Source organism: Pantoea sp. JK (genome assembly GCF_026130245.1).
Taxonomy (GTDB): domain Bacteria; phylum Pseudomonadota; class Gammaproteobacteria; order Enterobacterales; family Enterobacteriaceae; genus Pantoea; species Pantoea trifolii.
Genome location: NZ_JAINFN010000001.1, coordinates 409,114 through 436,100, shown reverse-complemented (window position 1 = coordinate 436,100; position 26,987 = coordinate 409,114). Strand labels below are relative to the sequence as shown.

Sequence of the window (26,987 nt, the reverse complement as noted above, 5' to 3'; positions counted from 1 at the left end):
AATGCCGATCAGGGCGCAATTTCCGCGCTGTAGCCGCACGGTAAACGCACCATATGATAATCCGCGCGGCGGATGCAAGTCGGCATAATCCGGGAATTGAGGCGGGAGAAGGGCGTAATACTGCCAGAAATAAGCGAAGCGGTTGAAAAATCCGTGAGGCGATTCTTTTGCGGCATAACCCTTAAAACTGCCACTTATCCTATAGCGAAGCCGCATGAATCTGGCAATATCGTGATCTGCGTCTATACTTAAAGTTGACGATGTTCGCAGTCAGACTGGCGAGTGAGTTCAAATGATGTTTGTTTGTGGAGAGTTATCTATCGAAATTCCGTGTTATCTGCAAAACCTCCTCGCGCACACTTCTGCGGTTGTAACCGCCTCGATCGCCCAGCCAGTCTCCGAACATCCTGTGATGGTAAATTCCACAAGACAGGAGAAGAGTCGTGACCCCCGCGGTTAATCAGAACAGCACCTTGCCGTCGTTAAGTGGCGGACTTTATGCCTTCTTTTTTGATGTCGACGGCACGCTGGCAGCGATTCAGTCGCAGCCCGAGTCGGTCTCCATTCCCGCCTCGGTACGCCAGCTCCTGCAACAAATTTCCAATCTCAGCCACGGCGCAGTCGCGTTGGTTTCCGGACGTCCAATTGCGCAACTTGATGCCTTAGTGGCGCCGCTCGAAACGCCAGCCGCTGGCGTGCACGGTGCAGAACGCCGCGATGCGGCGGGACGTGTACATCGCCACAGCTTGCCGGGCGATGTGGCGCAAACGCTGCAAACCGAACTGCAGCAGACGCTGGATCAATGGCCGAATACGCTATTAGAAGTGAAAGGCATGGCGTTTGCGCTGCACTATCGCAATGCGCCGCAGTATGAAAACGCCATCATGCAGCTGGCCGAAGACGCGGCCGCACGCTTTCCCGAGCTGACGCTGCAGCCAGGCAAATGCGTGGTGGAACTGAAGCCGCAAGGCATCGATAAAGGTGCCGCCGTGCGTGAATTTATGCAGGAAGCGCCCTTTGCCGGACGCATTCCGGTATTTGTGGGAGACGACCTGACAGACGAAAAAGGATTCCTCGCGGTCAACGCCATGCAGGGCATTTCTGTCAAAGTCGGTGAAGGGGCCAGCCATGCACGCTATCGCCTCGACAGCGTTGAGGCCGTATGGCACTGGCTTGAACAACTATTATTACAACTAGAACATGACAATGTGGGTAAGGAGTTTAGGTTATGAGTCGTTTAGTCGTCGTATCTAACCGTATCGCGATTCCCGATGGTAGCAAGGCCAGCGCAGGCGGGCTTGCTGTCGGTATTTTGGATGCTCTGCGAGATACCGGAGGATTATGGTTTGGCTGGAACGGAGAGATCAGCGAATTCTCGGGTGAAGAGGAAGATGAAGAACTTTCGCAGATCGAAAAAGACGGCATTACCTATGCCTCACTGCCGCTGAATCAAAACGATTACGATCAATATTATCTCCAGTTCTCCAATACCGTGATTTGGCCGGCTTTCCACTATCGTCTCGATCTGGTGCAGTATCAGCGCGAAGCCTGGGATGGTTATTGCCGCGTCAACACCTTGCTGGCACAGCGCCTTAAACCGCTGCTCAAGCCTGACGATATTCTGTGGATCCACGATTACCATCTGCTGCCGTTTGCCGCCGAGCTGCGCAAACAGGGCATTAATAATCGCATCGGATTCTTTCTGCATATCCCGTTCCCAACGCCTGAGATCTTCAACGCGTTGCCGCCGCATCAGGAACTGCTGGAGATGCTGTGCGACTACGACCTGCTGGGTTTCCAGACAGAATCCGACCGCGTTGCCTTCCTTGATAGCCTGAGCCAGCTAACGCAGCTGCAGAATAAAGGAGAGAAGAAGCATCGCGCCTTCGGTAACACCTTTATGACCGAGGTCTATCCGATTGGTATTGAGCCGGACACCATTAAAGAGATGGCGGAAGGGCCGTTGCCACCGAAAATGGCGGCGATGAAACGTGATTTGGGCGATCTGCAGAACATCATCGCCTGCGAGCGTCTGGATTACTCTAAAGGATTGCCGGAGCGTTTCCTCGCCTTTGAAGCCTTGCTGGCGAACTTCCCACAGCATCGCGGCAATGTTCGCTACTCGCAAATTGCGCCCACCTCGCGCGGCGACGTGCAGGCTTATCAGGACATCCGTCATCAACTGGAAACGGAAGCAGGGCGCATCAACGGTAAATACGGCACGTTAGGCTGGACGCCGCTCTATTACCTCAATCAGCACTTTGATCGCCGCCTGTTAATGAAGATCTTCCGTCTCACCAACGTCGGCTTGATTACACCGCTGCGTGACGGCATGAATCTGGTGGCGAAAGAGTATGTGGCGGCGCAGGACCCGGATAACCCTGGCGTGTTGGTATTGTCACGCTTTGCTGGTGCGGCCAATGAGCTGACCTCGGCGCTGATCGTCAATCCGTACGATCGTGATGAGGTGGCAGCAGCGCTGGACCGCGCGTTGACCATGCCGCGTACCGAACGTATTTCGCGTTATAACGACATGATGGCGGTGTTGCGCAAACAGGATATTTCGCACTGGCGCGAAAGCTTCCTGAAAGATTTAAATACGTTGCCGGTACGCAGTGACGATCACGGCACGGCAAATAAAGTCGCTACCTTTCCGAAATTAGCGTAACACGCACCCAACAAGTAGGGTCGCCATTAATGGCGACCTTGTTTCCAAGAACTCCCAGCCATCAATGACAACCTCCTCGCCAAAAAACGACCTGCCATTACGCCACCGATCACAACTTCATTTCTGCTTCACTGCACAGCGTTTTCACGCGCCACTCTAACTTCACGAAATCGATTTCATTTCTTTAAGCGCTAATGCGCTGACTCATCAGCAAAAAGCGCACATTTTGGTTAAAAAGAACGCAATCGAAAGGTAAAAAAAGCTTTTTTTCGTCTCAACCCTAAAGATCTCAGGTGGTACGCCGATAGTAAACGCGTAGCAAACCGAAAAAATGCCGATTCATTCATTTCTCTAATGTAACGCTCTGTTACATCCCCTGCCGCACGCTAAACACTCCCTACAATTCATTGACGGTTCCCAGGCGCTCTACGCCCAGTCTTCACGCTTCGCTAGCGTCTCGCTTTACGCCACAGGGGCAATATTCCCTGTAAGTGATTAATTTAGAAGCGAATAGTTTCGCGATAATTCAGAGTATTATGCTGCATATAATTCTTTATATGGCGCGTTATAGCACCCTAATTGCAACGAGGCAGATATCTGATCGCGTTGTAATGACAATCTTCCGCAGAGCCTAAAATCCGCCTTACTTCAGCAAATTATTAAAGAAATAATCAGAAATCGCGCAAAAAAAAGACAACAGAAAAGCGATGCTGAAGGGTTGGCGAAAAAATTTGCCTTAAAAGTGTGACGCAGATCACACTTTATCTAAAATTTCGCGCCACTCACGTTGTATGTCGAAATCAGACGATATAGATTTGCCTTGTTTTCAGATTAGTCTTAAAAAACTGTAAGCAGACGTCACGGAAGATGGTTACTACTCAAGCAAAGAATGGCCTGGAGTTTTGATTACTACTGATCAGTGTCCTGACGGGAAGTGAAACAGTTAGGTACGCGTTGGCTCAAGCCTGATTATTTTTTGCCATCTTTAGATTTACCAACCAGCAGCCCGAACCATAGAACAATTTAATTCTGTGGCCGTATATGTGTCGCGTCTATCAGGATGGAAAAAATGGGTACATCAGAATTACTAAAACATATATATGACATCAATTTGTCATATTTGCTTCTTGCTCAGCGTTTAATTAACCAGGAAAAAGCTTCAGCAATGTTTCGTTTAGGCATCGATGAATCGATGGCTGATGCATTGTCGCAATTAACCTTACCTGAAATGGTAAAATTAGCGGAAACCAATCAACTGGTTTGCCAGTTCCGTTTTACCGATCACAACCATATTAATCGTCTGACTCAAGAGTCACGCGTGGATGACTTGCAGCAAATCCACACCGGTATTTTATTATCCAGCCGCCTGCTGCGGAATGCGTCTAAAGATGACGTCTCCGCGAAGAAGAGGGCCGTTTAATGACCGAAAAAAGTATTGTTCAGGAAGCGCGCGATATTCAGCTGGCAATGGAGCTGATTACGTTGGGCGCACGACTGCAAATGCTGGAGAGTGAAACGCAGCTGAGCCGTGGTCGCCTGATTAAACTGTATAAAGAACTGCGTGGTGCTCCACCACCGAAAGGCATGCTGCCATTCTCTACTGATTGGTTCATGACCTGGGAACAAAACATCCACTCTTCTATGTTCTGTAACGCCTGGCAGTTCCTGCTGAAAACTGGGTTGAACAGCGGCGTTGAAGCGGTAATCAAAGCTTATCGCTTGTATCTTGAGCAGTGTCCGCAATCGGACGAGGGCCCGCTGTTGGCGCTAACGCGTGCATGGACCCTGGTGCGATTCGTTGAAAGCGGCATGCTGGAACTGTCTGACTGTAAGTGCTGTGGTGGAAGCTTTATTAACCACGCGCACCAGCCCGTCGGCAGCTTTGTCTGCAGCCTGTGCCAGCCGCCATCACGTGCCGTAAAAAGACGTAAACTTTCTGCAGATTCTGCCGATACCTTTCCACAACTGCTGGATGAACAGGTTAAACGCGCCGTTTAAGTTTGTTCGCATCGTGGAAAACATCCAGCAGCGGTTAATACCGCTGCTTTTTTTTTGCCTGCGATAAACGAATAACACCTGCGGCTCTCTGGCTTAACTTCCATCAACACGTTACGGACGTAAGGATTTTTTGTGCTGATAATTCTGGGTTATATCGTGGTCGTCGGCTCCGTGTTGGGCGGCTACGCGATGGTCGGCGGACATTTAGGCGCGCTCTATCAACCGGCGGAGCTGATCATTATCGGCGGTGCCGGTATTGGTGCTTTTTTAGTCGGCAATAATGGCAAATCGATTAAGAAAACATTAAAAGCGCTGCCATTGTTAATGCGCGGCTCGAAATATAACAAAGCCGTGTACATGGATTTAATGGCGCTGCTGTATCGCCTGATGGCGAAATCGCGTCAGCAAGGCATGTTGTCATTAGAACGCGACATTGAAGATCCCAGCCAGAGTGAAATTTTCGCTAACTATCCGCGTATTTTGTCCGATAAACAGTTAGTCGATTTTATTACCGATTATTTGCGTTTAATGGTCAGCGGAAATATGAACGCCTTCGAAATCGAAGCGTTGATGGATGAAGAGATCGAGACCTACGAACACGAGTGCGAAGTACCCGCGCAAAGTATATCGGCGGTGGGTGATGGCTTACCGGCTTTCGGTATTGTCGCGGCGGTAATGGGCGTGGTGCACGCACTGGCATCAGCCGACCGTCCGGCGGCCGAACTGGGTGCGTTAGTGGCCCACGCGATGGTCGGTACCTTCCTCGGCATTTTGCTGGCTTACGGCTTTATTTCTCCGCTGGCGTCGGTGCTGCGTCAGAAATGTGCCGAAACCACCAAGATGATGCAGTGCGTGAAGGTGACGTTGCTCTCTAGCCTCAATGGTTACGCGCCGCAAATCGCCGTGGAATTTGGTCGTAAAACGCTGTACTCCGCCGAGCGTCCCTCGTTCTCAGAGTTGGAAGAGCACGTGCGTAACGCCAAGAACCCGGCGAAACAAACTTCGGATGAGAATTCATGAAAGCAGGCAATCGCCCCATTGTGCTGGTTAAAAAGCGCAAACATAAAGGTCACCATGGGAGCCACGGTTCGTGGAAGATTGCCTATGCCGACTTTATGACGGCGATGATGGCGTTCTTTATGGTGATGTGGTTGCTCTCCATCTCCAGCCCCAAAGAGTTGGTCCAAATTGCGGAATACTTCAAAACGCCGTTGAAAGTGGCGTTAAGCGGCGGTCAGCGCAGCAGCGACAGCGAAAGCCCGATCCCCGGCGGCGGCGACGATCCGACGCAGCAGAAGGGTGAAGTGAAGAAGATTGTCGATATGGATGCGCAGAAGAAGAAGCTGGAGGAGATCCGCCTGAATCGCCTGCGGGAAAAGCTCGACCAGCTGATTGAAGCCGATCCGCGTCTGAAAGCGCTGCGTCCGCATCTGATCATCAACATGGTCGAAGAGGGACTGCGCATTCAGATTATCGATAGCCAGAACCGCCCGATGTTTAAAACCGGCAGCGCGGACGTGGAGCCTTACATGCGCGACATCCTGCGCACCATCGCGCCGGTACTGAATGATATCCCGAACAAAATCAGCCTCGCGGGTCACACCGATGATTTCCAGTATGCCAACGGCGACCGTGGCTACAGCAACTGGGAACTGTCGGCGGATCGTGCCAATGCCTCACGGCGCGAGCTGGTGCTTGGTGGCCTCGACGGCGCCAAAATGCTGCGTGTGGTCGGTATGGCCGACACCATGAAGCTGAAAAACCGTGGTGCTAATGATGCAGTCAACCGCCGCATTAGCCTACTGGTGTTGAATCACGACACCGAAGCGGCGATTGAAAAAGAGAATGCCGAGAGCGATGCCGTTCAGGTGAGCGACCCGGCGCAAATTATTCCCGACATTACCGCACCCGCTGTACCGGCTGCGTCGACTGCCCCAACAGGTTCTACTGCGACACCGGCTGCGCCGGTTGCTGCAACGGCCCCTGCGGCAGCGGCGACGCCCGCGGCGAGCGCGGTGACACCAGACCAACCCTCACAGCCGAGGTGATCCCGTGAGCATGGACATCAGCGATTTTTACCAGACGTTTTTCGATGAAGCCGATGAGCTGTTAGCGGATATGGAGCAACACCTGTTGGGACTTGATCCCCAGGAGCCCGATTCCGAGCAGTTGAATGCCATCTTCCGCGCCGCCCACTCCATCAAGGGCGGAGCCGGTACGTTTGGCTTTACGGTTTTACAGGAAACCACCCACATCCTGGAAAACATTCTGGATGGTGCGCGCCGCGGCGAGATGCAGCTCAGCACCGATATCATCAACCTGTTTTTGGAAACCAAAGATATTATGCAAGAACAGCTCGATGCCTATAAAACGGCGCAGGAGCCGAATGCAGAAAGCTTTAAATACATCTGCGAAGCGCTGCGTCAGCTGGCACTGGAAGCGAAAGGCATTGCGCCTGAAGCGCCCAAAGTCGCCGAAGTGGTTGAAATTGCTGCACCGGCAGCCGCCGCAGGTCTGCGCCTGCAACTGGTTGACCTGAAAGAGAAAGAGCCGGAGCTGATGCTGGAAGAGCTCGGCAATCTGGGTACCGTCAGCAACGTGGTGAAAGGCGCCAATTCGCTGGAAGTTACCATTGATGGCGTCGGCAAAGATGACATCGTCGCGGTGCTCTGTTTTGTGCTGGATGAAGCACAGATCCACTTCCCGACAGGCGCAGCGGCCGTTACTGAAGCGCCGGTAGCGGAAGTGGCTGCCGAAGCGGTGCAAACCGCCACCGTGACCGATATTACGCCAGCGGTGAAACGTGAACCTAAGCGTGCCGCCGCACCGGCCAAAGGCAGCGAATCCAGCAGTATCCGCGTGGCCGTGGAGAAAGTGGATCAGCTGATTAACCTGGTTGGCGAGCTGGTGATCACCCAATCGATGCTGGCGCAACGCTCAGGCGCGCTGGATCCGGTGGCGCACGGCGACCTGCTGAACAGCATGGGTCAGCTGGAGCGTAATGCCCGCGATCTGCAGGAATCGGTGATGTCGATTCGTATGATGCCGATGGAGTATGTCTTCAGCCGCTTCCCGCGCCTGGTGCGCGATCTGGCCAGCAAGCTGGGCAAAGAAGTGGAACTGACGCTGCTCGGCAGCTCGACCGAACTGGATAAGAGCCTGATTGAACGCATCATCGATCCGTTAACGCATCTGGTGCGTAACAGCCTCGATCACGGCATCGAAACCCCGGAAAAACGTCTGGCCGCGAATAAAACTGCCGTCGGCAACCTGACGCTCTCTGCGGAACATCAGGGCGGCAACATCTGCATCGAAGTGATCGATGACGGTGCCGGTCTGAACCGCGAACGTATTCTGGCCAAAGCGTTGTCGTCTGGTCTGCCGGTCAGCGACAGCATGAGCGACGAAGAAGTCGGCATGCTGATTTTCGCGCCGGGCTTCTCCACCGCTGAGCAGGTCACCGACGTGTCGGGCCGTGGCGTGGGCATGGACGTGGTGAAACGTAATATTCAGGAGATGGGCGGTCACGTTGAAATCTCCTCGAAGCAGGGCAAAGGCACCACCATTCGCATCCTGCTGCCGCTGACGCTGGCGATCCTTGACGGCATGTCAGTGCGCGTGGCTAACGAAGTGTTCATTCTGCCGCTCAACGCGGTGATGGAATCGCTGCAGCCAACCGCCGAAGAGCTGAAACCGCTGGCCGGTGGCGAGCGCGTGCTGGAAGTGCGTGGCGAATATCTGCCGCTGGTAGAGCTGTGGAATGTGTTTGAGGTGCAGAACGCCAAAACCGACGCCACGCAAGGCATTGTGGTGATTCTGCAAAGCGCAGGCCGTCGCTATGCGCTGCTGGTTGATCAGCTGATTGGTCAGCATCAGGTGGTAGTGAAAAACCTTGAAAGCAACTATCGCAAAGTGCCGGGCATCTCTGCCGCCACCATTTTGGGCGATGGCAGCGTGGCGCTGATTGTGGATGTCTCAGCACTGCAATCGTTGAACCGTGAAAAGCGTGTGGCCGGTGCCGCAGCGTAATAGATAACGAAAGGGTAAAAAAATGACTGACATGGCAACCGTGACCAAAATCGCTGGCGAAACCGTGGGCCAGGAATTCTTAGTTTTCACACTGGGTGACGAAGAGTACGGCATCGACATTCTGAAAGTGCAGGAGATTCGTGGTTACGATCAGGTAACCCGCATCGCAAACACGCCGGAATTCATTAAAGGCGTGACCAACCTGCGCGGCGTGATCGTGCCGATCATCGACCTGCGCGTGAAATTCTCGCAGCCGGATGTGGTGTACAACGAGAACACCGTAGTGATCGTGCTGAATCTTGAGCATCGCGTGGTGGGCATCGTGGTCGATGGTGTTTCTGACGTGCTGTCGCTGACGCAAGAGCAGATTCGCCCTTCACCAGAGTTTGCCGTCACCATGTCTACCGAGTACCTGACCGGTCTGGGTGCGTTGGGTGAACGTATGCTGATTCTGGTCGACATCGAAAAGCTGCTGAGCAGCGAAGAGATGGCGCTGGTGGATAACCTGCGTACCGCATAATCCCCGCAACGGGCCGCGCTGCTGCGGCCCGTTATCATCACGAGCGTGAATTAATTCCTTACAAATCAATAACAAAGCCGCGAAAAACCTCTGCAATATCCCTCAATATTCTCCGCCTTTGGTCGATAACCGATCTGTACCATTTTTTCTTCATTTTCCAGGGCAAACTATGTTTACGAGAATCCGCGTGGTCACCAGCTTATTGCTGGTGTTGTTGGTGTTTGGCTTTTTACAGCTGGCATCCGGCTCACTGTTTTTCAAAGCGTTAAGCGATGACAAAAACAGTTTTAACGTTTCACAACTGGCGAGCAAAAACACTGCCGCCATCAACGATGCCTACATGAGCCTCAATCAGAGCCGTGTGGTGTTAACCCGCATTCAGCTGCGTATCGCAACCAGCAAACTCACCGGCAGCGAAGCGGATATCGCTGGTTTATATGACGACAGCAAAGCCTTCCAGAAAGAGGCCGCCGATAACTATCAGCTATTTAAAGCCACGCCGGACACGCCGGGACAGGATGCCGCGCTGAATAAACGTGTGGATGAAACCTATACCGCCTATGCCAGTGCGCTGGGCCAGTTGCAGGATGCGCTGGTAGCAAAAGATCTCGATCAGGCAGCCAAAGCGCCGGTTGCGCCGAGCCAAAACGCCTTCCTGAAAGAGTATCGCCAGTGGCGTGCCGATCAGGATCGCCTGACCGCTGCGGGCGCCGAAGCGAACAGCTCTGCCTACGATCACATGATTTGGCTGTTAGGCGCGGTGCTGGCGATTGTGGTGGCGGTGATTGTGCTGTGCTGGTTCGGCATGCGCAAAATCCTCATCAAGCCGCTTAATGACAACATTCAGCATATTCAGCACATTGCGCAGGGCGATTTGACGCAGAGCATCGCGGTCGAAGGGCGTAACGAAATGAGCCAGCTGGCGGAAAGCCTGCATGAGATGCAACAGTCGCTGGTGCGCACGGTGAGTGATGTGCGTGACTGTTCGGATGCCATCTTTACCGGGGCGAGCGAAATCTCTGCGGGCAACAACGACCTCTCGGCACGTACCGAAGAGCAGGCGGCTTCACTGGAGCAGACCGCCGCCAGCATGGAACAGCTAACCGCCACCGTGAAGCAGAACGCCGAAAACGCGCGTCAGGCGTCGCAGCTGGCGCTGAGCGCCTCTGAAACCGCGCAGAAGGGCGGCGACGTGGTGCAAGGCGTGGTGCGCACCATGAGCGACATCGCTGGCAGCTCGAAGAAGATCGCCGACATCACCAGTGTGATCGATGGCATCGCTTTCCAGACCAATATCCTGGCGCTCAACGCGGCGGTAGAAGCGGCGCGTGCCGGTGAGCAGGGCCGAGGCTTTGCGGTGGTCGCCGGTGAAGTGCGTAACCTGGCGCAGCGCAGCGCGCAGGCGGCGAAAGAGATCAAAGGGCTGATTGAAGATTCCGTCCAACGTGTGAACAGCGGATCTGAACTGGTTGGCACCGCCGGTGAAACCATGAGTGATATCGTTAATGCGGTGACGCGCGTCACTGACATCATGGGCGAAATTGCCTCGGCATCGGATGAGCAGAGCCGTGGTATCGATCAGGTTGGTCAGGCGGTAACGGAGATGGATCGCGTGACGCAGCAGAACGCCTCGCTGGTGGAAGAGTCAGCGGCGGCAGCGGCCTCGCTGGAAGAGCAGGCCAGCCGCCTGAGCCAGTCAGTGGCGGTATTCCGCGTACCGCGCGCGGCGCAAGCGCAGCAGCAGGCCAGAGCCGGCATGCGTCATCCGCAGATCGCACCACCGACGCTGGGCACACCGCGTAAAGCGGTGACCGCTGCAGCGGGGGAGGGTAACTGGGAGACGTTTTAAGTTTCGGAGTGGTCGGTCCCTCACCCTAACCCTCTCCCACACGTGGGAGAGGGAACTGTCCGAGCCAGCATGTGGCAGCGTCTCCCTCTCCCGCCTGCGGGAGAGGGCCGGGGTGAGGGACAACCCGCACAATACCCAATGCGCCCTCATCGCTCACCCGATAAAAGGCGCATTTTTTTTACTGTTAATTTCTTTAGTTATAAAACACTGCAATCCTGCTCAAATGCAGAATTTTAATTCGTAAAGTAGCTTAAGCACCCTGAAATATTCAGATTACCGGTCGATAACTGGGGAAGCTGAAACGCATCCCTGGAGAACCCATGTTAAAACGAATCAATGTTGTGACCAGCCTCATCGCCGTATTGCTGGTGTTTGGCGCTTTACAATTACTGTCGGGTGGCCTGTTCTGGTCCGCCTTACAAAAAGATAAAGAGGCGTTTGCGGTAGCGCAGATCTCTTCCAACAACGTCGGCGCAATGTCCGATGCCTGGATTGAACTGAACCAAACCCGCACAGTGCTCAACCGCGCCATGTTGCGTATGCAGGGCACCATGGCCGCGCAGGCGAATGGCGGCCAGCTGGCGGCGTTAATTGCGCAAACGGAAAAGCAGCTCAATGTCGCTGCCGGCCACTATCAACGCTACTACGACTTACCGGCCACGCCGGGCTTGCCGGACGCGCTGCGCGATAAGCTGGAAGCAAACTACGCCGCTTTCAACGATGGGTTGAAAGCGATGCTGGAACGCCTGAAAGCCAACGATCTGCAAGGCATGTTTGCGCAGAACATCGAAGCAAAACAGGTGGCGATGAAAGCCACTTACGAAGAGTGGCGCACTGAGCAAAGCAAATTAGCGGCAGAAGGCGTGGCGCAAAACCAGCGCGCCTTCCACACCATGATGTGGTTGCTGGCGTCCGTAGCGCTGGTGGTGATTGCGGTGATCGTCGGCTGCTGGTTCGGCCTGCGTAGCGTGCTGATTCAGCCGCTGCATCAGCTGCTGGCGCATATTCGTCATATCGCCGCGGGCGATCTCACGCAACATATCGTGGTGGAAGGGCGCAATGAAATGAGCCAGCTGGCCGGTAGCCTGCACGAGATGCAGCAGTCACTGGTTAGCACCGTGGGCAATGTGCGTGACGGTTCTGATGCGATTTTCACCGGCGCCAGCGAAATCGCCGCCGGGAATAACGACCTTTCGGCGCGTACCGAAGAGCAGGCCGCCTCGCTGGAGCAGACGGCGGCCAGCATGGAGCAGCTCACCGCGACGGTGAAACAGAACGCCGAGAATGCGCGTCAGGCGTCGCAGCTGGCACTCAGCGCGTCCGATACCGCACGCAAAGGTGGCGAGGTGGTCGATGGCGTGGTGCGTACCATGCAGGATATCGCCGGCAGTTCGAAGAAGATCGCCGATATTATCAGCGTGATTGATGGCATCGCTTTCCAGACCAACATCCTGGCGCTGAACGCGGCGGTAGAAGCGGCGCGCGCCGGAGAACAGGGCCGTGGTTTTGCCGTGGTGGCAGGTGAAGTGCGTAACCTGGCACAGCGCAGTGCGCAGGCGGCGAAAGAGATCAAAGGCTTGATCGAAGACTCGGTGAACCGCGTCAACAACGGTTCGCAGCTGGTTGGCACTGCCGGAGAGACCATGAATGATATCGTCGGCGCCGTCACGCGCGTCACCGATATTATGGGCGAAATCGCCTCGGCATCGGATGAGCAGAGCCGGGGTATCGATCAGGTAGGACAAGCGGTAACCGAGATGGACCGCGTCACCCAGCAGAACGCTTCGCTGGTGGAAGAGTCCGCCGCCGCTGCTGCGTCACTGGAAGAGCAGGCGAGCCGCCTGAGTCAGGCGGTATCGGTGTTCCGCATTGCGCGCGCCGCCCAGGCAGTTAAAACAGCGCCTGTCCGACACACCATTAGCGCGCCGCGCAAAGCGGCTGCCGCGCCGGTGAGTGACGGTAATTGGGAGACGTTTTAAGTTTTGAGTCGTTTGTCCCTCACCCTAACCCTCTCCCACAAGTGGGAGAGGGAACTGTCCGAGCCTGCATATGGCAGCGTCTCCCTCTCCCGCCTGCGGGAGAGGGCCGGGGTGAGGGACAGCTAGCACTAGCCAAGCTGGTCCAACCCCTGCGAACACACATAAAGATCCCTCTTTAAGCGCCGATAACAGAGGCGTTCCGCCAACCAATGAGGTGTTTATGTTTAGTCGTATTCGTGTTGTATCCGGCCTACTGTGCGTGCTGGCGCTGTTTGCCTTACTGCAGCTGTTCTCCGGTGGAGTGTTCTACTCCACGGTCAAAGCCGATAAAGAAAATTTTGCCTATAACCAGCGTCTTAGCACGCTGCAGCGGGCAATGGGCACCTCATGGGTATCGCTGGTTCAGGCGCGTAACACGCTGAACCGTGCGGGGATCCGTTACCTGCTGGACAGTCAGCAGGCTGGCTCAGGCGCAACCGTGAAAGATCTGGTGGCGCTGGCGAGTGAGGAGTTGAAGAACGCCGATCAGGGTTTTGCCGAATTTAACGCCAACCTGTCTGAAAAGGGCAAAAAGGCCGAGAACGTGCTGACGCTGCAGGCCAACTACAACGCCTATCGGGGTGCATTGGGTGAGTTGATCGATTTCCTCGGTAGCGGAAATTTCAAAGGATTTGTTGATCAGCCGACGCAGGGATTCCAGGACAAATTTGCCAAAGATTATAACGCGTGGCTGAGCTACAACATTGTGCTCGCCAATCAGGGCATTGAAGCTAATGACGCGGCGTATACCCAATCCATCATGCTGGTGGTCGGCACGCTGCTGGTGACCTTGCTGGTGATTGCGCTGGTGTGGAGCGGCATGCGTGCGGTGCTGATCCGTCCGCTGAAGCAGAGCATCGAGCACATTCGTCACATTGCGCGTGGCGATTTGACGCAGCAGGTCGACATCACGGTGCGCAACGAGATGGGCGAGTTGCTCACCTCGGTGCAAGAGATGCAGCAAGAGTTGGCGCGGACGGTGCGTACCGTGCGTGACGGTTCCGATGCCATCTACACCGGTGCCAGCGAAATCGCCATGGGCAACAACGATCTCTCCTCGCGTACCGAGCAGCAAGCGGCTTCGCTGGAAGAGACCGCTGCCAGCATGGAGCAGTTGACCGCCACTGTGAAGCAGAACGCCGAAAACGCCCGTCAGGCTTCGCAGCTGGCGCTCACCGCCTCGGAAACCGCGCAGCAGGGCGGCAAAGTGGTGGATGGCGTGGTCACTACCATGAAAGAGATTACTGGCAGTTCGAAGAAAATCGCTGACATCATCAGCGTGATCGATGGCATCGCCTTCCAGACCAATATCCTCGCACTGAACGCCGCGGTAGAAGCGGCGCGCGCCGGTGAGCAAGGACGTGGATTTGCTGTGGTAGCGGGCGAGGTGCGCAGTCTGGCACAGCGCAGCGCACAAGCGGCGAAAGAGATTAAAGGATTGATCGAAGATTCGGTTAGCCGCGTCAACACCGGTTCTGTGCTGGTGGAGAGCGCCGGGGAAACCATGACCAACATCGTGAATGCGGTTACGCGCGTCACCGACATCATGGGCGAAATCGCCTCGGCGTCGGACGAGCAGAGCCGTGGTATCGATCAGGTCGGTCTGGCGGTGAACGAGATGGATCGCGTGACGCAGCAGAACGCCGCGCTGGTCGAAGAGTCTGCAACTGCGGCAGCGGCGCTGGAAGATCAGGCCAGCAGACTGAAACAGTCGGTTGCGGTGTTCAATATCGGTAAAGAATTTGTCGTTCAGGCCGTTAACGTATCTACAGCGGCAAAAAATTTGCGTTCCGGCACGCCAAAAGCACTGGCACCGGCAGGCGCACGTAGCACTGACGATAACTGGGAAACCTTTTAATCCTTGTGGCCGCCGCAAGGCGGCCCATAAGAATGGCGCGACTGGCAGCACAGTAGCAACCGCAGTATCACAATTTAAACAGTTTGTTGCCGGGTGACCTGAAATGAAGAAATCGACGTTATTGGATCAAAGTGAAGCGACCACGCTGCTCTCGCAAATGGTGCAGCGCTTACCGCTCTCAGATACGCATTTTCGTCGCATTAGCCAGCTGATCTATCAGCGCGCGGGCATTGTGCTGGCCGACCATAAACGCGAGATGGTTTATAACCGTTTGGTGCGTCGTCTGCGCATGCTGAATATTGATGACTTTGGCCGCTATCTGGCGCTGCTGGAGCAGGACCAAAACAGTGCGGAGTGGCAGGCGTTTATTAACGCGCTGACCACCAACCTGACCTCTTTCTTCCGCGAGGCGCATCACTTCCCGATCCTCGCGGATCACGCGCGTAAGCGCACGGGCAATTACAGCGTCTGGAGCACCGCCGCCTCAACCGGCGAAGAGCCGTACTCCATCGCCATGACGCTGGCGGAAACGCTGGGCACCGGGCCGGGGAAATTCCAGGTCCATGCCAGCGATATTGATACGCAGGTGTTAGAGAAAGCCGTGGCGGGCGTGTATCGCCACGAAGAGCTACGCACGCTATCGCAGTCACAGCTGCAGCGCTTTTTCCTGCGCGGCACCGGTCCACACGAAGGCATGGTGCGCGTGCGTTCTGACCTCGCCAACATGGTGAACTATACGCAACTGAATTTACTGGCACACGACTGGGCGTTGCCGGGTCCGTTCGACGCAATTTTCTGTCGCAACGTGATGATCTATTTCGATAAAGAGACGCAGGAACAGATTCTGCGCCGTTTCGTGCCCCTGCTGAAACCCGGCGGTCTGCTGTTTGCCGGGCATTCCGAGAACTTTAGTCAGATCAGCAAAGAGTTCTGGCTGCGTGGACAGACAGTCTATGGACTGAGCAAGGAAAGACGATGAGCAAAATCACCGTGATGTGCGTGGATGACTCTGCGCTAATGCGACAGTTGATGACCGAGATCATCAACAGCCATCCCGATATGGAGATGGTCGCGAGTGCGCCAGATCCGCTGGTGGCGCGGGATTTAATCAAACAGTACAACCCGCAGGTATTGACGCTGGATGTCGAGATGCCGCGCATGGATGGCCTCGATTTCCTCGAGAAGCTGATGCGCCTGCGCCCGATGCCGGTGGTGATGGTTTCTTCGCTGACCGGTAAAGGCTCCGAAGTAACGTTGCGCGCGCTGGAGTTGGGTGCGGTGGATTTCGTCACCAAGCCGCAGCTCGGCATCCGCGAAGGTATGTTGGCGTATAGCCAGATGATTGCCGATAAGATCCGCGCCGCCGCGCGCGCCAAGTTGCATGTGCGTGCCTCCACGCCGATGCCGGTGACGCTGAAAGCGGGCCCGCTGCTGAGCAGTGAAAAGCTGATCGCCATCGGCTCTTCCACCGGCGGCACCGAGGCGATTCGCCATGTGCTGCAGCCGCTGCCGGCGACCAGCCCGGCGCTGCTGATTACCCAGCATATGCCGCCTGGCTTTACCCGCTCGTTTGCCGAGCGTCTGAACAAGCTGTGCCAGATCACCGTGAAAGAGGCGGAAGACGGCGAGCGTATTTTGCCGGGCCACGCCTATATTGCGCCGGGCGCCATGCACATGGAGCTGGGACGTAGCGGGGCCAACTATGTGGTGAAACTGAATGACGGTCCGCCAGTGAACCGACACAAGCCATCGGTGGATGTGCTGTTCCGTTCGGTGGCGGTGCACGCAGGACGAAATGCGGTGGGTGTAATTCTGACCGGGATGGGTAACGACGGCGCGGCCGGGATGCTGGAAATGCATCGCGCGGGCGCCTGGACCATCGCGCAGGATGAAGCCAGCTGCGTGGTATTTGGTATGCCGCGCGAAGCAATTGCGATGGGCGGCACCAGTGAAGTGGTCGATTTAGGCCACATCAGTCAGCACATGCTGGCGAAAATTAGCGCCGGACAGGCATTGCGAATTTAACGAGCCCGTCCTGCTGGACGAGACAACACGGGAGTAGATATGGCTGATAAAAATATGCGCTTTTTGGTGGTGGATGACTTCAATACGATGCGTCGTATCGTCCGTAACCTGCTGAAAGAGCTTGGATTCAACAACGTCGAAGAAGCAGAAGACGGCGTCGATGCCCTGACCAAACTGCGTGCCGGTGGCTTTGATTTCGTGGTTTCCGACTGGAACATGCCGAACATGGACGGTCTGGAGCTGCTGCAAACCATTCGTGCTGACGCCACGCTGAACAAACTGCCGGTGCTGATGGTGACCGCGGAAGCGAAGAAAGAGAACATCATCGCGGCCGCGCAGGCGGGTGCTAGCGGCTACGTGGTGAAACCGTTCACGGCGGCCACGCTGGAAGAGAAGTTAGGCAAAATATTCGAAAAACTGGGTATGTAAGGAGATGTGATGAGCGACCTTCCGAAATCAACCGAAGAAGCCTCGGCACACGACATTATTACCCGCATCGGCTCACTGACGCGCATGTTGCGTGACAGTCTGCGTGAGCTGGGGTTAGACCAGGCGATTGCTGAAGCGGCGGAAGCCATTCCTGACGCGCGCGATCGTCTGGATTATGTTGTGCAAATGACGGCGCAAGCGGCAGAACGTGCGTTGAACTGCGTTGATGCAGCGCAGCCACACCAGGACCAAATGGAAGCCGGCGCTAACCAGCTGAAAGGCCGTTGGGATGCGTGGTTTGAAAATCCGATTGAACTGACTGATGCGCGCGAGTTGGTTTCGGATACGCGCCAGTTCCTGACTGACGTTCCGGGACACACGTCGTACACCAATAAGCAGTTGCTCGAAATCATGATGGCGCAGGATTTCCAGGACCTTACCGGTCAGGTGATCAAACGCATGATGGATGTGATCCAGGAGATCGAGCGTCAGCTGTTGATGGTGCTGCTGGAAAATATGCCAGAAGCCAACGCCGCGGCGCGTAAAGAGGGCAACAGCCTGCTGAACGGTCCGCAGATCCACTCCAATGCACCTGGCGTGGTGGCGAACCAGGATCAGGTTGATGACCTGCTGGATAGCTTAGGGTTTTAAAGACGTTTGCCCTCACCCTAACCCTCTCCCACACGTGGGAGAGGGAACCGATCGAGCCTGCATATGGCAGCGTCTCCCTCGCCCGCTTGCGGGAGAGGGCCGGGGTGAGGGACAGCGCGTACCGTACCTACACCGCGCGCTTCTGCGCCAACGCCAATTGCGCCACCAACACTTCCACGCCTAACGCCTCAAACGCCGCAACCTGCGCCGGAGAAATGCCGCTGTCGGTAATCAGATAGTGAATATGGCTCCAGTCGCACGGCAGCGCGAACATCGACACCTTATCGATCTTGCTGGAATCCGCCACCACATACACGGTGTTGGCTGAGTTGATCATCGCCATTTTCACCTTGATATCGGTCTCACTGGGAAAGCTCAAACCCAGACGCGGCGAGATACAGGCCGTGGCAAGAAACAACTTTTCCGCCAGCACGTTTTCGAAAAACGAAGCGGCTTTCTCGCCCGAAGTCGAAAGCGTCGGGAACTTGAACGTCCCGCCGGTCAGCAAAATATTAATGCCCGGCTCGCCGCCCAGCTTCAGCGCGATATTCACCGCCGTGGTAATCACCGATAACCGACGAATATGGCTAATCGCCTCGGCAATCGCCGTGGTGGTGGTACCGGAATCGAAAATCACCGTGTCGCCATTCTCTACATGCTGCGCGGCAAGACGGCCAATCGCCTGTTTTTCTTCAAGATGCGTCTGACGCTCCAGCAGCATCGCGCCGGTATTCTGCTTGCCGGTCATCAAGGTGGCACCGCCGTGATAACGCTGCACGTGGCCCTCTTGCTGCAACATGCGCAGGTCGGTGCGAATGGTGGCTTCGGTCAGGCCGAAGGTGTCGGTCAGCGCTTTAACCGTGACTGTGCCGTCTTCGCGGATCATCTCCAGAATCTTCTCACGGCGCTGCTGCATATCAGCCAGCTGCTCAGTTTTGCTTTTCAATCGAAATGCTCCCTCTTTCCAATCACGGTCTGGTTTCGCCAATAAGGAAACCCGAGCTGATTTTACTCTGCGTTTTGGGCATTTGCGAGGCAGCTTCCAGAATCATTGATTTTCGAATGAAAATCATCATCTGCTATGCGATTGATTTCGCACAAAGCCACTAGCAGCGCTCTCCATGTCATAAATTCAATCATTTACGTAAAGGCAATAAAATCATGGGGATAATTTTTCTTGCTGCGATTTGTATGAAATTTGATCTCCTCCACAAACCGTTATTAAACGATAGCTTATATTTTTGTTCGAAAATGATATTTACTAAAACGATAACCCGGCCAGCCGTAAGCAGAGCCGCCGTACACCATTATGGAGAGAGACGATGAGTGGGGAATATGACGTTAACCTGCGCTACGGCGTGAACATTGAGCAGGATTTAACCGGCAAAGTGGCAGTGGTCACCGGCGGGCTGGGCGGGATTGCGATGGCCAGTAACGCCATGCTGCTGGAGAAGGGCGCACGGCTGGCGCTGCTCTATCCGCCCTTCGAAAGCGACAAAGTGGCGGGCGTGCAGGATCAGTTTGCTGCCGATCGTGTGCTGCTGGTGTGCTGCGACGTGACCGATCCCGCTTCGGTTGAAGCGGCATTTGATAACGTCGAACAGCATTACGGCAAGATTGATATCCTGGTGAACTGCGCGGGCTACGTGATGTTGCAACCGGTGTTAGAAACCGATTTTGCCGAGTGGCAGAAGCAGATCGACGTCAATCTTACCGGACCTTTCCTCTGCTCACAGGCGGCCGGTAAACGCATGGTGCGCGCCGGTAACGGCGGCAAAATCATCAATATCGCCTCGCAGGCCGCTTCTATCGCGATCGATAACCACGTTGCCTATACCTCGGCCAAAGCCGGTCTGCTCGGCATGACCAAAGTGATGGCTAAAGAGTTCGCTCCCTATCGCATAAACGTTAATACCTTATCGCCCACCGTGGTGCTGACGCCGATGGGTGAAAAAGCCTGGCGCGGCGAGAAGGGCGAGCAGATGAAAAAGCTGATCCCACTCGGACGCTTTGCCTATACCGACGAAATCGCCGCCGCGGTGCTGTTCTTCGCCAGCAACGGCAGCGACATGATCACCGGCGCAGATTTAATGATCGACGGTGGCTTTACCATCTGGTAAGCCGCGCCAACACCAGAACGGCTGACCTGCGTGACCCAATATAACAATGAGAGAACCTCACCATGAAAAAACGTACCCTGCTGTTAACTGCCATTGCCAGTTGCCTGATCTCCCAAGCCAGTTTCGCTGCCGATAAAGGCACCATCATGATTCTGGTGAACTCGCTGGATAACCCGTATTACGCCTCCGAAGCCAAAGGTGCCAACCTCAAAGCGCAGCAGCTGGGCTATAAAACCAGCGTGCTGTCGCATGGCGAAGATGTGAAAAAACAAAGTGAACTGATTGATGCCGCCATCGGCAAAAAGGTGCAGGGCATTGTGCTGGATAACGCTGACTCCACCGCCAGCGTGGCCGCCATCAAAAAAGCCAAAGATGCCGGCATTCCGGTGGTGCTGATCAACCGTGAAATCCCGGTAGACGACGTGGCGCTGGCGCAAATCACCCACAACAACTTCCAGGCCGGATCTGACGTGGCCAACGTGTTTGTTGAGAAGATGGGGGAGAAGGGCAGCTACGCGGAACTCACCTGTAACCTCGCCGACAACAACTGCGTGACGCGTTCTAAATCCTTCCATCAGGTGCTCGACCAATATTCCGACATGAAAAGCGTGGCGCGTCAGGATGCCAAAGGCACGCTGATTGACGGCAAACGCATCATGGACAGCATTCTGCAGGCGCATCCGGATGTGAAAGGGGTGATCTGCGGTAACGGCCCCGTGGCGCTGGGTGCGATTGCGGCTCTGAAAGCGGCGGGCCGTAACGATGTCATCGTGGTTGGCATTGACGGCAGTAATGATGAACGTGACGCGGTGGAAAAAGGCGACCTAAAAGCCACGGTGATGCTGCAGGCGCAAGCCATCGCCGCGCAGGGCGTGACCGACCTCGACAACTTTATTCAGAAAGGCACCAAGCCTGAGAAGCAGCGCGTGATGTTCCGCGGCATTCTCATCACGCCAGACAACGCTAAAGGCGTGCAGGACTTTAACTTCAAGTCGTAATCAATGCGGTGCGCCCGTCTAACGGGCGCCCAGGAGAATGTGATGCACAGACGACTCTGGTTACTGCTTCCTGTCGTGATCCTTAGCGGTTGCCGCATTGTGTCGCAGCAGGAGCTGGCCGACCTGAAAAATCCTCCCAATGCCAAAATGGGCAATATTGCTCAAACATGGCAACAGAAGCTGGTGCCGCAGATTCAACATGATGCGAAGCCGGTGGCTGAGTTGTTGAATGCGCTGAAGTCCGCCAAAGATTTTGATAGCGCCTGCAAAACCTACGGCTATCGCAGTCAGGAAGAGAACCCGTGTGTCTTCAGTGTCAACGTGAGCGGCGAAGTCACCGCCGTCAACACCACGTCGCGCAATGGCCGGATGACGGTGAAGGATGTGTCCGGTGACAACATCACGGTGCAGATCGGCCCAATTTTTCCCGGTACGGTGTTACGCGATGCCTATAAAGGTGCCAGCTATCAGGACTTTAACGATCAGGTAGTGTTCGGCGATTACAGCCGCGCGATCAATCAGCAGGCGGCGAACATGATGAGTGCTTTCAAGCCCAAAGTGGGTGACAAAGTGCAGCTTGCTGGCGTGTTTAGCAGCTTCGATACGCCGGAGCAGGTGCCGAATGTGACACCTGCGGCGATTACACGTCAGTAAGGAGCGGATATGCAACAGCCTCAACATGACGTGATTATTGAAACCCGCAACGTGTCGCGCATCTATCCCGGCGTCACCGCGCTGGATCAGGTCAATTACCGCGTCTATCGCAACAAAGTGAACGTGCTGATTGGCGAAAACGGCGCGGGCAAATCCACCATGATGAAAATGCTGGCTGGCGTGGAGATCCCCTCATCGGGCGAGATTCTGCTGGACGGCGCAGCCGTGTCGCTGAGTTCCACACATCAGGCGGAAAAACTGGGCATCAGCATTATCTTTCAGGAGCTGAACCTGTTTCCCAACATGAACGTGATGGACAACATCTTCATGGCCAATGAGTTTTTCCAGCGCGGTGTGATTAACGAGAAGTACCAATATTCACTGGCCAAAGCGCTGCTGGAACGGCTGGAACTGGATGTCGATCCTTACGCGCCACTGGCTGAACTGGGTATCGGCCATCAGCAGCTGGTGGAAATCGCCCGCGCGCTGTCAAAGGACACGCGCGTGTTGATCATGGATGAACCGACCAGCGCGCTCAGCCAGTCAGAAGTGAAAGTGCTGTTCAACGTCATCGACCAGCTTAAACGGCGTGGCGTCACCATTATCTATATCTCACATCGACTGGAAGAGCTGATGGAAATTGGCGATCACATCACCATCTTCCGCGACGGACGCTTTATCAGCGAACGCGAAGTCCGCGACGCCTCGATTCCGTGGATCATCGAGCAGATGGTGGGCGACAAGAAGAAACACTTCGATTACCAACCGGCGACGCAGGGCGAAACGGTACTCAGCGTCAACGGGCTGACCGCGCTGCATCAAAACGGCGGCTACAAGCTCAATGATGTCTCTTTCACGCTGCGCAAAGGCGAAGTGATTGGTATCTACGGCCTGCTGGGCGCGGGACGCACCGAGTTGTTCAAGGGGCTGATTGGCATGATGCACTGTCAGTCGGGCAGTGTCAGTCTGAACGGCGAAGCGCTGGAGAAGCGCAGCTTCCAGCAGCGACTGAAAAAAGGTATCGCGCTGGTGCCGGAAGATCGTCAAACCGAAGGCGTGGTGCAGCTGATGTCGATCACCGCCAACATGACGCTCAGCGATCTCAGTCTGCGCGGCTTCCGCCGCTGCTGGCGCATGCTCAATCCGCACAAAGAAAAGCACCGCGTCGATGAAATGATTGGCCATCTTGCCATCAAAGTCAGCGATGCCGAATTGCCGATCACCTCCCTAAGCGGTGGCAATCAGCAAAAAGTGGTGCTGGGCAAAGCCCTGATGACCGGGCCGCAGGTGGTGCTGCTGGATGAGCCGACGCGCGGCATCGATGTGGGCGCCAAAACCGACGTCTATCACCTGATTGGCAACCTGGCGCAACAGGGATTGGCAGTGATGTTCTCCTCGTCCGAGCTGGATGAAGTGATGGCGCTGGCTGACCGCATTCTGGTGATGGCGGATGGTCGTATTACCGCCGATTTACCGCGCGCGGCGGCCACGCGCGAAGCCCTGATTAGCGCCTCAACGCCGCATGATTGAGCCTGCTGGAGAGTAAAACGATGAATCAAAAATACCTAATCTACATGTACCTGCTTAAGGCGCGCACCTTTATTGCCTTATTAATCGTAGTGAGTTTCTTCAGCTTTATGGTGCCTAACTTCCTGACCACCTCCAACCTGCTGATCATGACGCAGCATGTGGCGATCACCGGCTTGCTGGCGATCGGCATGACGCTGGTGATTTTGACCGGCGGCATCGATCTCTCCGTGGGCGCGGTGGCGGGCATATGCGGCATGGTGGCGGGTGCGCTGCTCACCAACGGCGTTCCGCTGTGGGGCGGTAACGTGCTGTTCTTCAACGTGCCCGAGGTGATTCTGGTGGTGGCGCTGTTCGGCGTGGCGCTGGGATTGATTAATGGTGCGGTGGTCACGCGACTCGGCGTCGCGCCCTTTATCTGTACGCTCGGCATGATGTATGTGGCACGCGGCGCGGCGCTGCTGTTCAACGATGGCAGCACCTACGCCAACCTCGTCGGCACGCCAGCGCTCGGCAATACCGGCTTCGCCTTGCTGGGTTCCGGTTCGGTGCTGGGCGTGTATATCCCTATATGGATGATGCTCGGCTTCCTGCTGCTGGGTTTGTATCTGACACGTAAAACGCCGCTCGGTCGATACATCTACGCCACCGGCGGCAACGAATCGGCGGCGCGCCTGGCGGGTGTGCCGATTATCAAAGTCAAAGTGTTTGTCTATGCCTTTTCCGGTTTGTGCGCCGCGCTGGTCGGTTTGATTGTGGCGTCGCAGCTGCAAACCGCGCACCCGATGACCGGCAACATGTTTGAGATGGACGCCATCGGTGCCACGGTGCTGGGCGGCACGGCGCTGGCGGGCGGACGCGGTCGCGTTTCAGGCTCGATTATCGGCGCTTTTGTCATCGTATTCCTCGCCGATGGCATGGTGATGATGGGCGTCAGCGATTTCTGGCAAATGGTGATTAAAGGCTTAGTGATTGTCACTGCGGTGGTGATCGACCAGTTCCAGCAAAAATTACAAAGTAAGGTGGTGCTGCTGCGCAGACATGAAAAAAAGCAGCAATCGGCCGCCCTGCATGAAGCGACACATGGATAACAGGAGGCAATATGACACGCGATTTTAGTGGCAAAACAGTGGTGATTACCGGCGCATGCCGCGGCATTGGCGCGGGCATTGCCGCGCGCTTTGCCGGCGACGGCGCGCGATTGGTGATGGTGTCGAACTCGGAACGGGTTTTCAGCACTGCGCAGGCCATCGAGCAGCAGTTTGGTAGTGAGATTCTGGCGCTGCAGGCTGATGTGACCGACGAAACAGAGGTTCAGCAACTCTATCAACAGGCGGCTGAACGCTTTGGCAGCATTGATGTGTCGATTCAAAATGCAGGCGTCATCACCATCGATCGCTTCGACTCGATGCCGAAAAGCGACTTCGAGAAGATCCTTGCGGTGAACACCACCGGCGTGTGGTTGTGCTGTCGCGAAGCGGCGAAATATATGGTCAAGCAGGGCAGCGGCAGCCTGATCAACACTTCGTCCGGCCAGGGACGTCAGGGCTTCATTTATACTCCGCACTATGCGGCCAGCAAGATGGGCGTGATCGGGATTACCCAGAGCCTGGCGCTGGAGCTGGCGCCGTGGCATATCACGGTGAATGCCTTCTGTCCTGGCATTATTGAGAGTGATATGTGGGACTACAACGATCGTGTGTGGGGCGAGATCCTCAGCAGCGATAAAAAGCAGTATGGTAAAGGCGAATTAATGGCGGAGTGGGTAGAAAATATCCCGCTTAAGCGCGCGGGACAGCCGGAAGATGTCGCCGGGTTGGTGGCTTTCCTCGCTTCTGACGATGCACGCTATATCACCGGGCAGACCATCAATGTGGATGGCGGTTTAATCTTCTCCTGATAGCTCTCCGTAGCGGCGCCATTTATGGCGACCTAACTTCCAGGTGCCCATTAATGGGCACCCTACAAAACAATTGCCGCATTCTTAGGGGCGCCATTTATGGCGACCTGGCTTCCAGGTGCCCATGAATGGGCACCCTACAAATCCGAAAGTACGTATCATTGTCTTAATCGAAACCAGACATTTCCGGCACTTGCATCAGAATATGCTAGGGTAGACTTATGCACTTTTGTGAGCCACCTCAAATTCTGAACTGGGTCGAACCCTATTTTTAGCTATGTTATCTACTTTGTTATCACTCAAAAGCGTGCGATATCTCTCTGGTTTTTCATTACTTGCTGCATCCGCGCCTGCGCTGGCGTTGATTTCTGACACTAAACTCGCCGATGCGCCGTTTAGCGATCCCACACGTTTCCAGAAAATGGCCGATCAATTGCCCGCGTTGGGCTATCAGGACGAAACCGAAGCGTTTAACAAAAAGCTGGCGACCATTGCCAAAAGCATTGGCGAAGCCAGCCAGAACAGCACCGACGACAATTCCTTAAGCCAACAGGCCGGTCTGTGGGCCTTTAATCATTTCCGCGATGAAGTGGGAAATCGACTGGTCAATGAAGGTCAATCATTGCTGTCGCCGTATGGCAACGCGCAGATCGACTTTAACGTGGACATCGATGGCAACTTTAACGGCAGCGGTGCTTCGCTGCTGACACCGTGGGCGGATAACTATCGCTACCTGACCTTCAGTCAGGTGGGTTTGCATCAAACCGATGATGGGCTGGTGGGCAATGTGGGTCTTGGTCAGCGCTGGATGGCGGGCAAATGGCAGCTGGGCTATAACGGCTTTGTTGACCGCATGTTCAGCAGCGGCCTACAGCGCGCTTCGCTGGGTACCGAAGCGTGGGGGGATTATCTGCGCTTCTCCGCCAACTACTACACGCCGCTCTCAGGCTGGCAGGATCGCAATCCCTTCCAGCAGCAGCGAATGGCACGCGGCTACGATTTCACCACCCAGGGCTATTTGCCGCAGTATCGCCAGCTCGGTGCATCGGTGAGCTGGCAGCAATATCTTGGCGATAACGTCGATCTGTTTAGCTCCGGCAATCGCTACCACAATCCGTCGGCATTGACCTTTGGTGTTACTTATACGCCAGTGCCGCTGGTGACCTTATCCGCCAGCCACAAAACCAGCGACAGCGGTGAGAGCCAGGATCAGCTCGGTTTGCGTCTCAACTACCGCTTTGGCGTGGCGCTCAGCCAGCAACTGAGTCCGGATAATGTCGCGGCGGCGCACTCGTTGCGCGGCAGTCGTTACGATAACGTGACGCGCAGCTATACGCCGGTGCTGGAATATCGCCAGCGTAAAACGCTGTCGGTATTTCTCGCCACGCCGCCGTGGCAGCTGAATGGCGGAGAAAGTTTGCCGCTGAAATTGCAGATCCGCAGCACCAACCCAATCACTAAAGTGATGTGGCAGGGCGATACGCAGGCGCTAAGCCTGACGCCGGGTGCTAATCCCAACGATCCGCAGGGCTGGAGCGTAATAATGCCCGCGTGGGATAGCTCGCCTGGCGCGCATAACAGTTATCGCTTGTCGGTGGTGTTAGAAGACAGCAAACAGAATCGCGTCACCTCGAATGAGATTGTCCTGCAATTGCAGCCGCCGTTCTCACTGGATCAGGGCGATGATAATCGCTTTGATTTGATGGCGCCGTAATTGCCACTCGCCAATAGAAAAAGGGCAGC

Annotated in this window: 23 protein-coding genes; 22 read left to right on the top strand and 1 reads right to left on the bottom strand. The window is 55.4% G+C overall.

The genetic code is table 11. The features are described 5' to 3' along the window. Nucleotides 1–443 precede the first annotated feature (443 nt). The 15 genes from otsB to cheZ all read left to right on the top strand — a co-directional run bounded on the left by otsB (nucleotide 444) and on the right by cheZ (nucleotide 18,045). A complete protein-coding gene (gene otsB, locus PanJK_RS02100; protein WP_256696284.1) occupies nucleotides 444–1,232 on the top strand; it encodes a trehalose-phosphatase in 789 nt (262 codons plus the stop codon). Beyond that, the gene (gene otsA / locus PanJK_RS02095; RefSeq protein WP_008102848.1) at nucleotides 1,229–2,668 is read left to right on the top strand and encodes an alpha,alpha-trehalose-phosphate synthase; all 1,440 of its coding nucleotides are present in this window, start codon (nucleotides 1,229–1,231) and stop codon (nucleotides 2,666–2,668) included. Before otsB ends, otsA begins: the two co-directional genes overlap by 4 nt. 1,069 nt (nucleotides 2,669–3,737) lie before the next feature. After that, nucleotides 3,738–4,088, top strand: a complete 351-nt coding sequence (gene flhD, locus PanJK_RS02090) for a flagellar transcriptional regulator FlhD (protein ID WP_008102850.1) — start codon at nucleotides 3,738–3,740, stop codon at nucleotides 4,086–4,088. Continuing rightward, entirely contained in the window at nucleotides 4,088–4,666 is a 579-nt protein-coding gene (flhC, locus tag PanJK_RS02085; RefSeq protein WP_008102852.1) for a flagellar transcriptional regulator FlhC, read from the top strand. Before flhD ends, flhC begins: the two co-directional genes overlap by 1 nt. A 132-nt stretch (nucleotides 4,667–4,798) precedes the next feature. Then, nucleotides 4,799–5,686 (top strand): flagellar motor stator protein MotA, encoded by an 888-nt coding sequence (motA, locus tag PanJK_RS02080; RefSeq protein WP_007891047.1) that lies wholly within the window; start codon nucleotides 4,799–4,801, stop codon nucleotides 5,684–5,686. Beyond that, on the top strand, nucleotides 5,683–6,714 hold the full coding sequence (gene motB / locus PanJK_RS02075) for a flagellar motor protein MotB (RefSeq protein ID WP_265296985.1): 1,032 nt from the start codon (nucleotides 5,683–5,685) through the stop codon (nucleotides 6,712–6,714). The genes motA and motB overlap by 4 nt, the downstream gene beginning before the upstream one ends. 10 nt (nucleotides 6,715–6,724) lie before the next feature. Further along, on the top strand, nucleotides 6,725–8,695 hold the full coding sequence (gene cheA, locus PanJK_RS02070) for a chemotaxis protein CheA (protein WP_265297419.1): 1,971 nt from the start codon (nucleotides 6,725–6,727) through the stop codon (nucleotides 8,693–8,695). A gap of 22 nt (nucleotides 8,696–8,717) precedes the next feature. After that, complete coding sequence (gene cheW, locus PanJK_RS02065; protein ID WP_008102858.1) at nucleotides 8,718–9,215, top strand: chemotaxis protein CheW; 498 nt, start codon at nucleotides 8,718–8,720, stop codon at nucleotides 9,213–9,215. A 169-nt stretch (nucleotides 9,216–9,384) separates the two neighbouring features. Further along, a complete protein-coding gene (locus tag PanJK_RS02060; protein WP_265296982.1) occupies nucleotides 9,385–11,064 on the top strand; it encodes a methyl-accepting chemotaxis protein in 1,680 nt (559 codons plus the stop codon). Between the two features lie 320 nt (nucleotides 11,065–11,384). Then, the gene (locus PanJK_RS02055; RefSeq protein WP_265296980.1) at nucleotides 11,385–13,043 is read left to right on the top strand and encodes a methyl-accepting chemotaxis protein; all 1,659 of its coding nucleotides are present in this window, start codon (nucleotides 11,385–11,387) and stop codon (nucleotides 13,041–13,043) included. Nucleotides 13,044–13,263: 220 nt separating this feature from the next. Continuing rightward, on the top strand, nucleotides 13,264–14,940 hold the full coding sequence (locus PanJK_RS02050) for a methyl-accepting chemotaxis protein (RefSeq protein ID WP_265296978.1): 1,677 nt from the start codon (nucleotides 13,264–13,266) through the stop codon (nucleotides 14,938–14,940). Between the two features lie 103 nt (nucleotides 14,941–15,043). After that, nucleotides 15,044–15,919, top strand: a complete 876-nt coding sequence (gene cheR / locus PanJK_RS02045) for a protein-glutamate O-methyltransferase CheR (protein WP_265296977.1) — start codon at nucleotides 15,044–15,046, stop codon at nucleotides 15,917–15,919. Continuing rightward, nucleotides 15,916–16,965, top strand: coding sequence for a protein-glutamate methylesterase/protein-glutamine glutaminase (locus PanJK_RS02040; protein WP_008102868.1), 1,050 nt, complete (start codon nucleotides 15,916–15,918; stop codon nucleotides 16,963–16,965). Before cheR ends, PanJK_RS02040 begins: the two co-directional genes overlap by 4 nt. A gap of 39 nt (nucleotides 16,966–17,004) precedes the next feature. Beyond that, the gene (gene cheY / locus PanJK_RS02035) at nucleotides 17,005–17,394 is read left to right on the top strand and encodes a chemotaxis response regulator CheY (protein WP_008102871.1); all 390 of its coding nucleotides are present in this window, start codon (nucleotides 17,005–17,007) and stop codon (nucleotides 17,392–17,394) included. 9 nt (nucleotides 17,395–17,403) lie between these two features. Further along, nucleotides 17,404–18,045, top strand: a complete 642-nt coding sequence (gene cheZ, locus PanJK_RS02030; protein ID WP_265296974.1) for a protein phosphatase CheZ — start codon at nucleotides 17,404–17,406, stop codon at nucleotides 18,043–18,045. A 127-nt stretch (nucleotides 18,046–18,172) separates the two neighbouring features. Here cheZ and PanJK_RS02025 read toward each other — a convergent pair whose 3' ends face one another. Next, nucleotides 18,173–18,991 carry a DeoR/GlpR family DNA-binding transcription regulator gene (locus PanJK_RS02025; RefSeq protein WP_256696291.1) on the bottom strand — a complete coding sequence of 273 codons (819 nt, stop codon included), beginning with the start codon at nucleotides 18,989–18,991 and terminating at the stop codon, nucleotides 18,173–18,175. A gap of 376 nt (nucleotides 18,992–19,367) precedes the next feature. On the opposite strand from PanJK_RS02025, the gene PanJK_RS02020 reads away from it, so the two are divergent. From PanJK_RS02020 to PanJK_RS01990, 7 genes are all read left to right on the top strand, one after another. Further along, nucleotides 19,368–20,165: a GolD/DthD family dehydrogenase gene (locus PanJK_RS02020; RefSeq protein WP_061716728.1), complete on the top strand. Its 798-nt coding sequence runs from the start codon at nucleotides 19,368–19,370 to the stop codon at nucleotides 20,163–20,165. A 62-nt stretch (nucleotides 20,166–20,227) separates the two neighbouring features. Next, nucleotides 20,228–21,163: a D-ribose ABC transporter substrate-binding protein gene (locus PanJK_RS02015; protein ID WP_265296970.1), complete on the top strand. Its 936-nt coding sequence runs from the start codon at nucleotides 20,228–20,230 to the stop codon at nucleotides 21,161–21,163. Nucleotides 21,164–21,205: 42 nt separating this feature from the next. After that, entirely contained in the window at nucleotides 21,206–21,817 is a 612-nt protein-coding gene (locus tag PanJK_RS02010; protein ID WP_265296969.1) for a DUF2291 family protein, read from the top strand. A 9-nt stretch (nucleotides 21,818–21,826) separates the two neighbouring features. Next, on the top strand, nucleotides 21,827–23,347 hold the full coding sequence (locus tag PanJK_RS02005; protein ID WP_256696295.1) for a sugar ABC transporter ATP-binding protein: 1,521 nt from the start codon (nucleotides 21,827–21,829) through the stop codon (nucleotides 23,345–23,347). A 20-nt stretch (nucleotides 23,348–23,367) separates the two neighbouring features. Then, nucleotides 23,368–24,435, top strand: coding sequence for an ABC transporter permease (locus PanJK_RS02000; protein ID WP_265296967.1), 1,068 nt, complete (start codon nucleotides 23,368–23,370; stop codon nucleotides 24,433–24,435). An 11-nt stretch (nucleotides 24,436–24,446) separates the two neighbouring features. Further along, nucleotides 24,447–25,244: a glucose 1-dehydrogenase gene (locus PanJK_RS01995; RefSeq protein ID WP_265296966.1), complete on the top strand. Its 798-nt coding sequence runs from the start codon at nucleotides 24,447–24,449 to the stop codon at nucleotides 25,242–25,244. Between the two features lie 277 nt (nucleotides 25,245–25,521). Next, nucleotides 25,522–26,958 (top strand): YchO/YchP family invasin, encoded by a 1,437-nt coding sequence (locus PanJK_RS01990; protein ID WP_256696297.1) that lies wholly within the window; start codon nucleotides 25,522–25,524, stop codon nucleotides 26,956–26,958. The last annotated feature ends 29 nt before the right edge of the window (nucleotides 26,959–26,987 follow it).

Bases quoted from the DNA above. Each gene is read 5' to 3' on its own strand.
- otsA (WP_008102848.1), top strand. From the start codon at position 1,229: ATGAGTCGTTTAGTCGTCGTATCTAACCGTATCGCGATTCCCGATGGT.
- flhD (WP_008102850.1), top strand. From the start codon at position 3,738: ATGGGTACATCAGAATTACTAAAACATATATATGACATCAATTTGTCA.
- flhC (WP_008102852.1), top strand. From the start codon at position 4,088: ATGACCGAAAAAAGTATTGTTCAGGAAGCGCGCGATATTCAGCTGGCA.
- motB (WP_265296985.1), top strand. From the start codon at position 5,683: ATGAAAGCAGGCAATCGCCCCATTGTGCTGGTTAAAAAGCGCAAACAT.
- cheA (WP_265297419.1), top strand. From the start codon at position 6,725: ATGGACATCAGCGATTTTTACCAGACGTTTTTCGATGAAGCCGATGAG.
- cheW (WP_008102858.1), top strand. From the start codon at position 8,718: ATGACTGACATGGCAACCGTGACCAAAATCGCTGGCGAAACCGTGGGC.
- PanJK_RS02060 (WP_265296982.1), top strand. From the start codon at position 9,385: ATGTTTACGAGAATCCGCGTGGTCACCAGCTTATTGCTGGTGTTGTTG.
- PanJK_RS02055 (WP_265296980.1), top strand. From the start codon at position 11,385: ATGTTAAAACGAATCAATGTTGTGACCAGCCTCATCGCCGTATTGCTG.
- PanJK_RS02050 (WP_265296978.1), top strand. From the start codon at position 13,264: ATGTTTAGTCGTATTCGTGTTGTATCCGGCCTACTGTGCGTGCTGGCG.
- cheR (WP_265296977.1), top strand. From the start codon at position 15,044: ATGAAGAAATCGACGTTATTGGATCAAAGTGAAGCGACCACGCTGCTC.
- PanJK_RS02040 (WP_008102868.1), top strand. From the start codon at position 15,916: ATGAGCAAAATCACCGTGATGTGCGTGGATGACTCTGCGCTAATGCGA.
- cheY (WP_008102871.1), top strand. From the start codon at position 17,005: ATGGCTGATAAAAATATGCGCTTTTTGGTGGTGGATGACTTCAATACG.
- cheZ (WP_265296974.1), top strand. From the start codon at position 17,404: ATGAGCGACCTTCCGAAATCAACCGAAGAAGCCTCGGCACACGACATT.
- PanJK_RS02020 (WP_061716728.1), top strand. From the start codon at position 19,368: ATGAGTGGGGAATATGACGTTAACCTGCGCTACGGCGTGAACATTGAG.
- PanJK_RS02015 (WP_265296970.1), top strand. From the start codon at position 20,228: ATGAAAAAACGTACCCTGCTGTTAACTGCCATTGCCAGTTGCCTGATC.
- PanJK_RS02010 (WP_265296969.1), top strand. From the start codon at position 21,206: ATGCACAGACGACTCTGGTTACTGCTTCCTGTCGTGATCCTTAGCGGT.
- PanJK_RS02005 (WP_256696295.1), top strand. From the start codon at position 21,827: ATGCAACAGCCTCAACATGACGTGATTATTGAAACCCGCAACGTGTCG.
- PanJK_RS02000 (WP_265296967.1), top strand. From the start codon at position 23,368: ATGAATCAAAAATACCTAATCTACATGTACCTGCTTAAGGCGCGCACC.
- PanJK_RS01995 (WP_265296966.1), top strand. From the start codon at position 24,447: ATGACACGCGATTTTAGTGGCAAAACAGTGGTGATTACCGGCGCATGC.
- PanJK_RS01990 (WP_256696297.1), top strand. From the start codon at position 25,522: ATGTTATCTACTTTGTTATCACTCAAAAGCGTGCGATATCTCTCTGGT.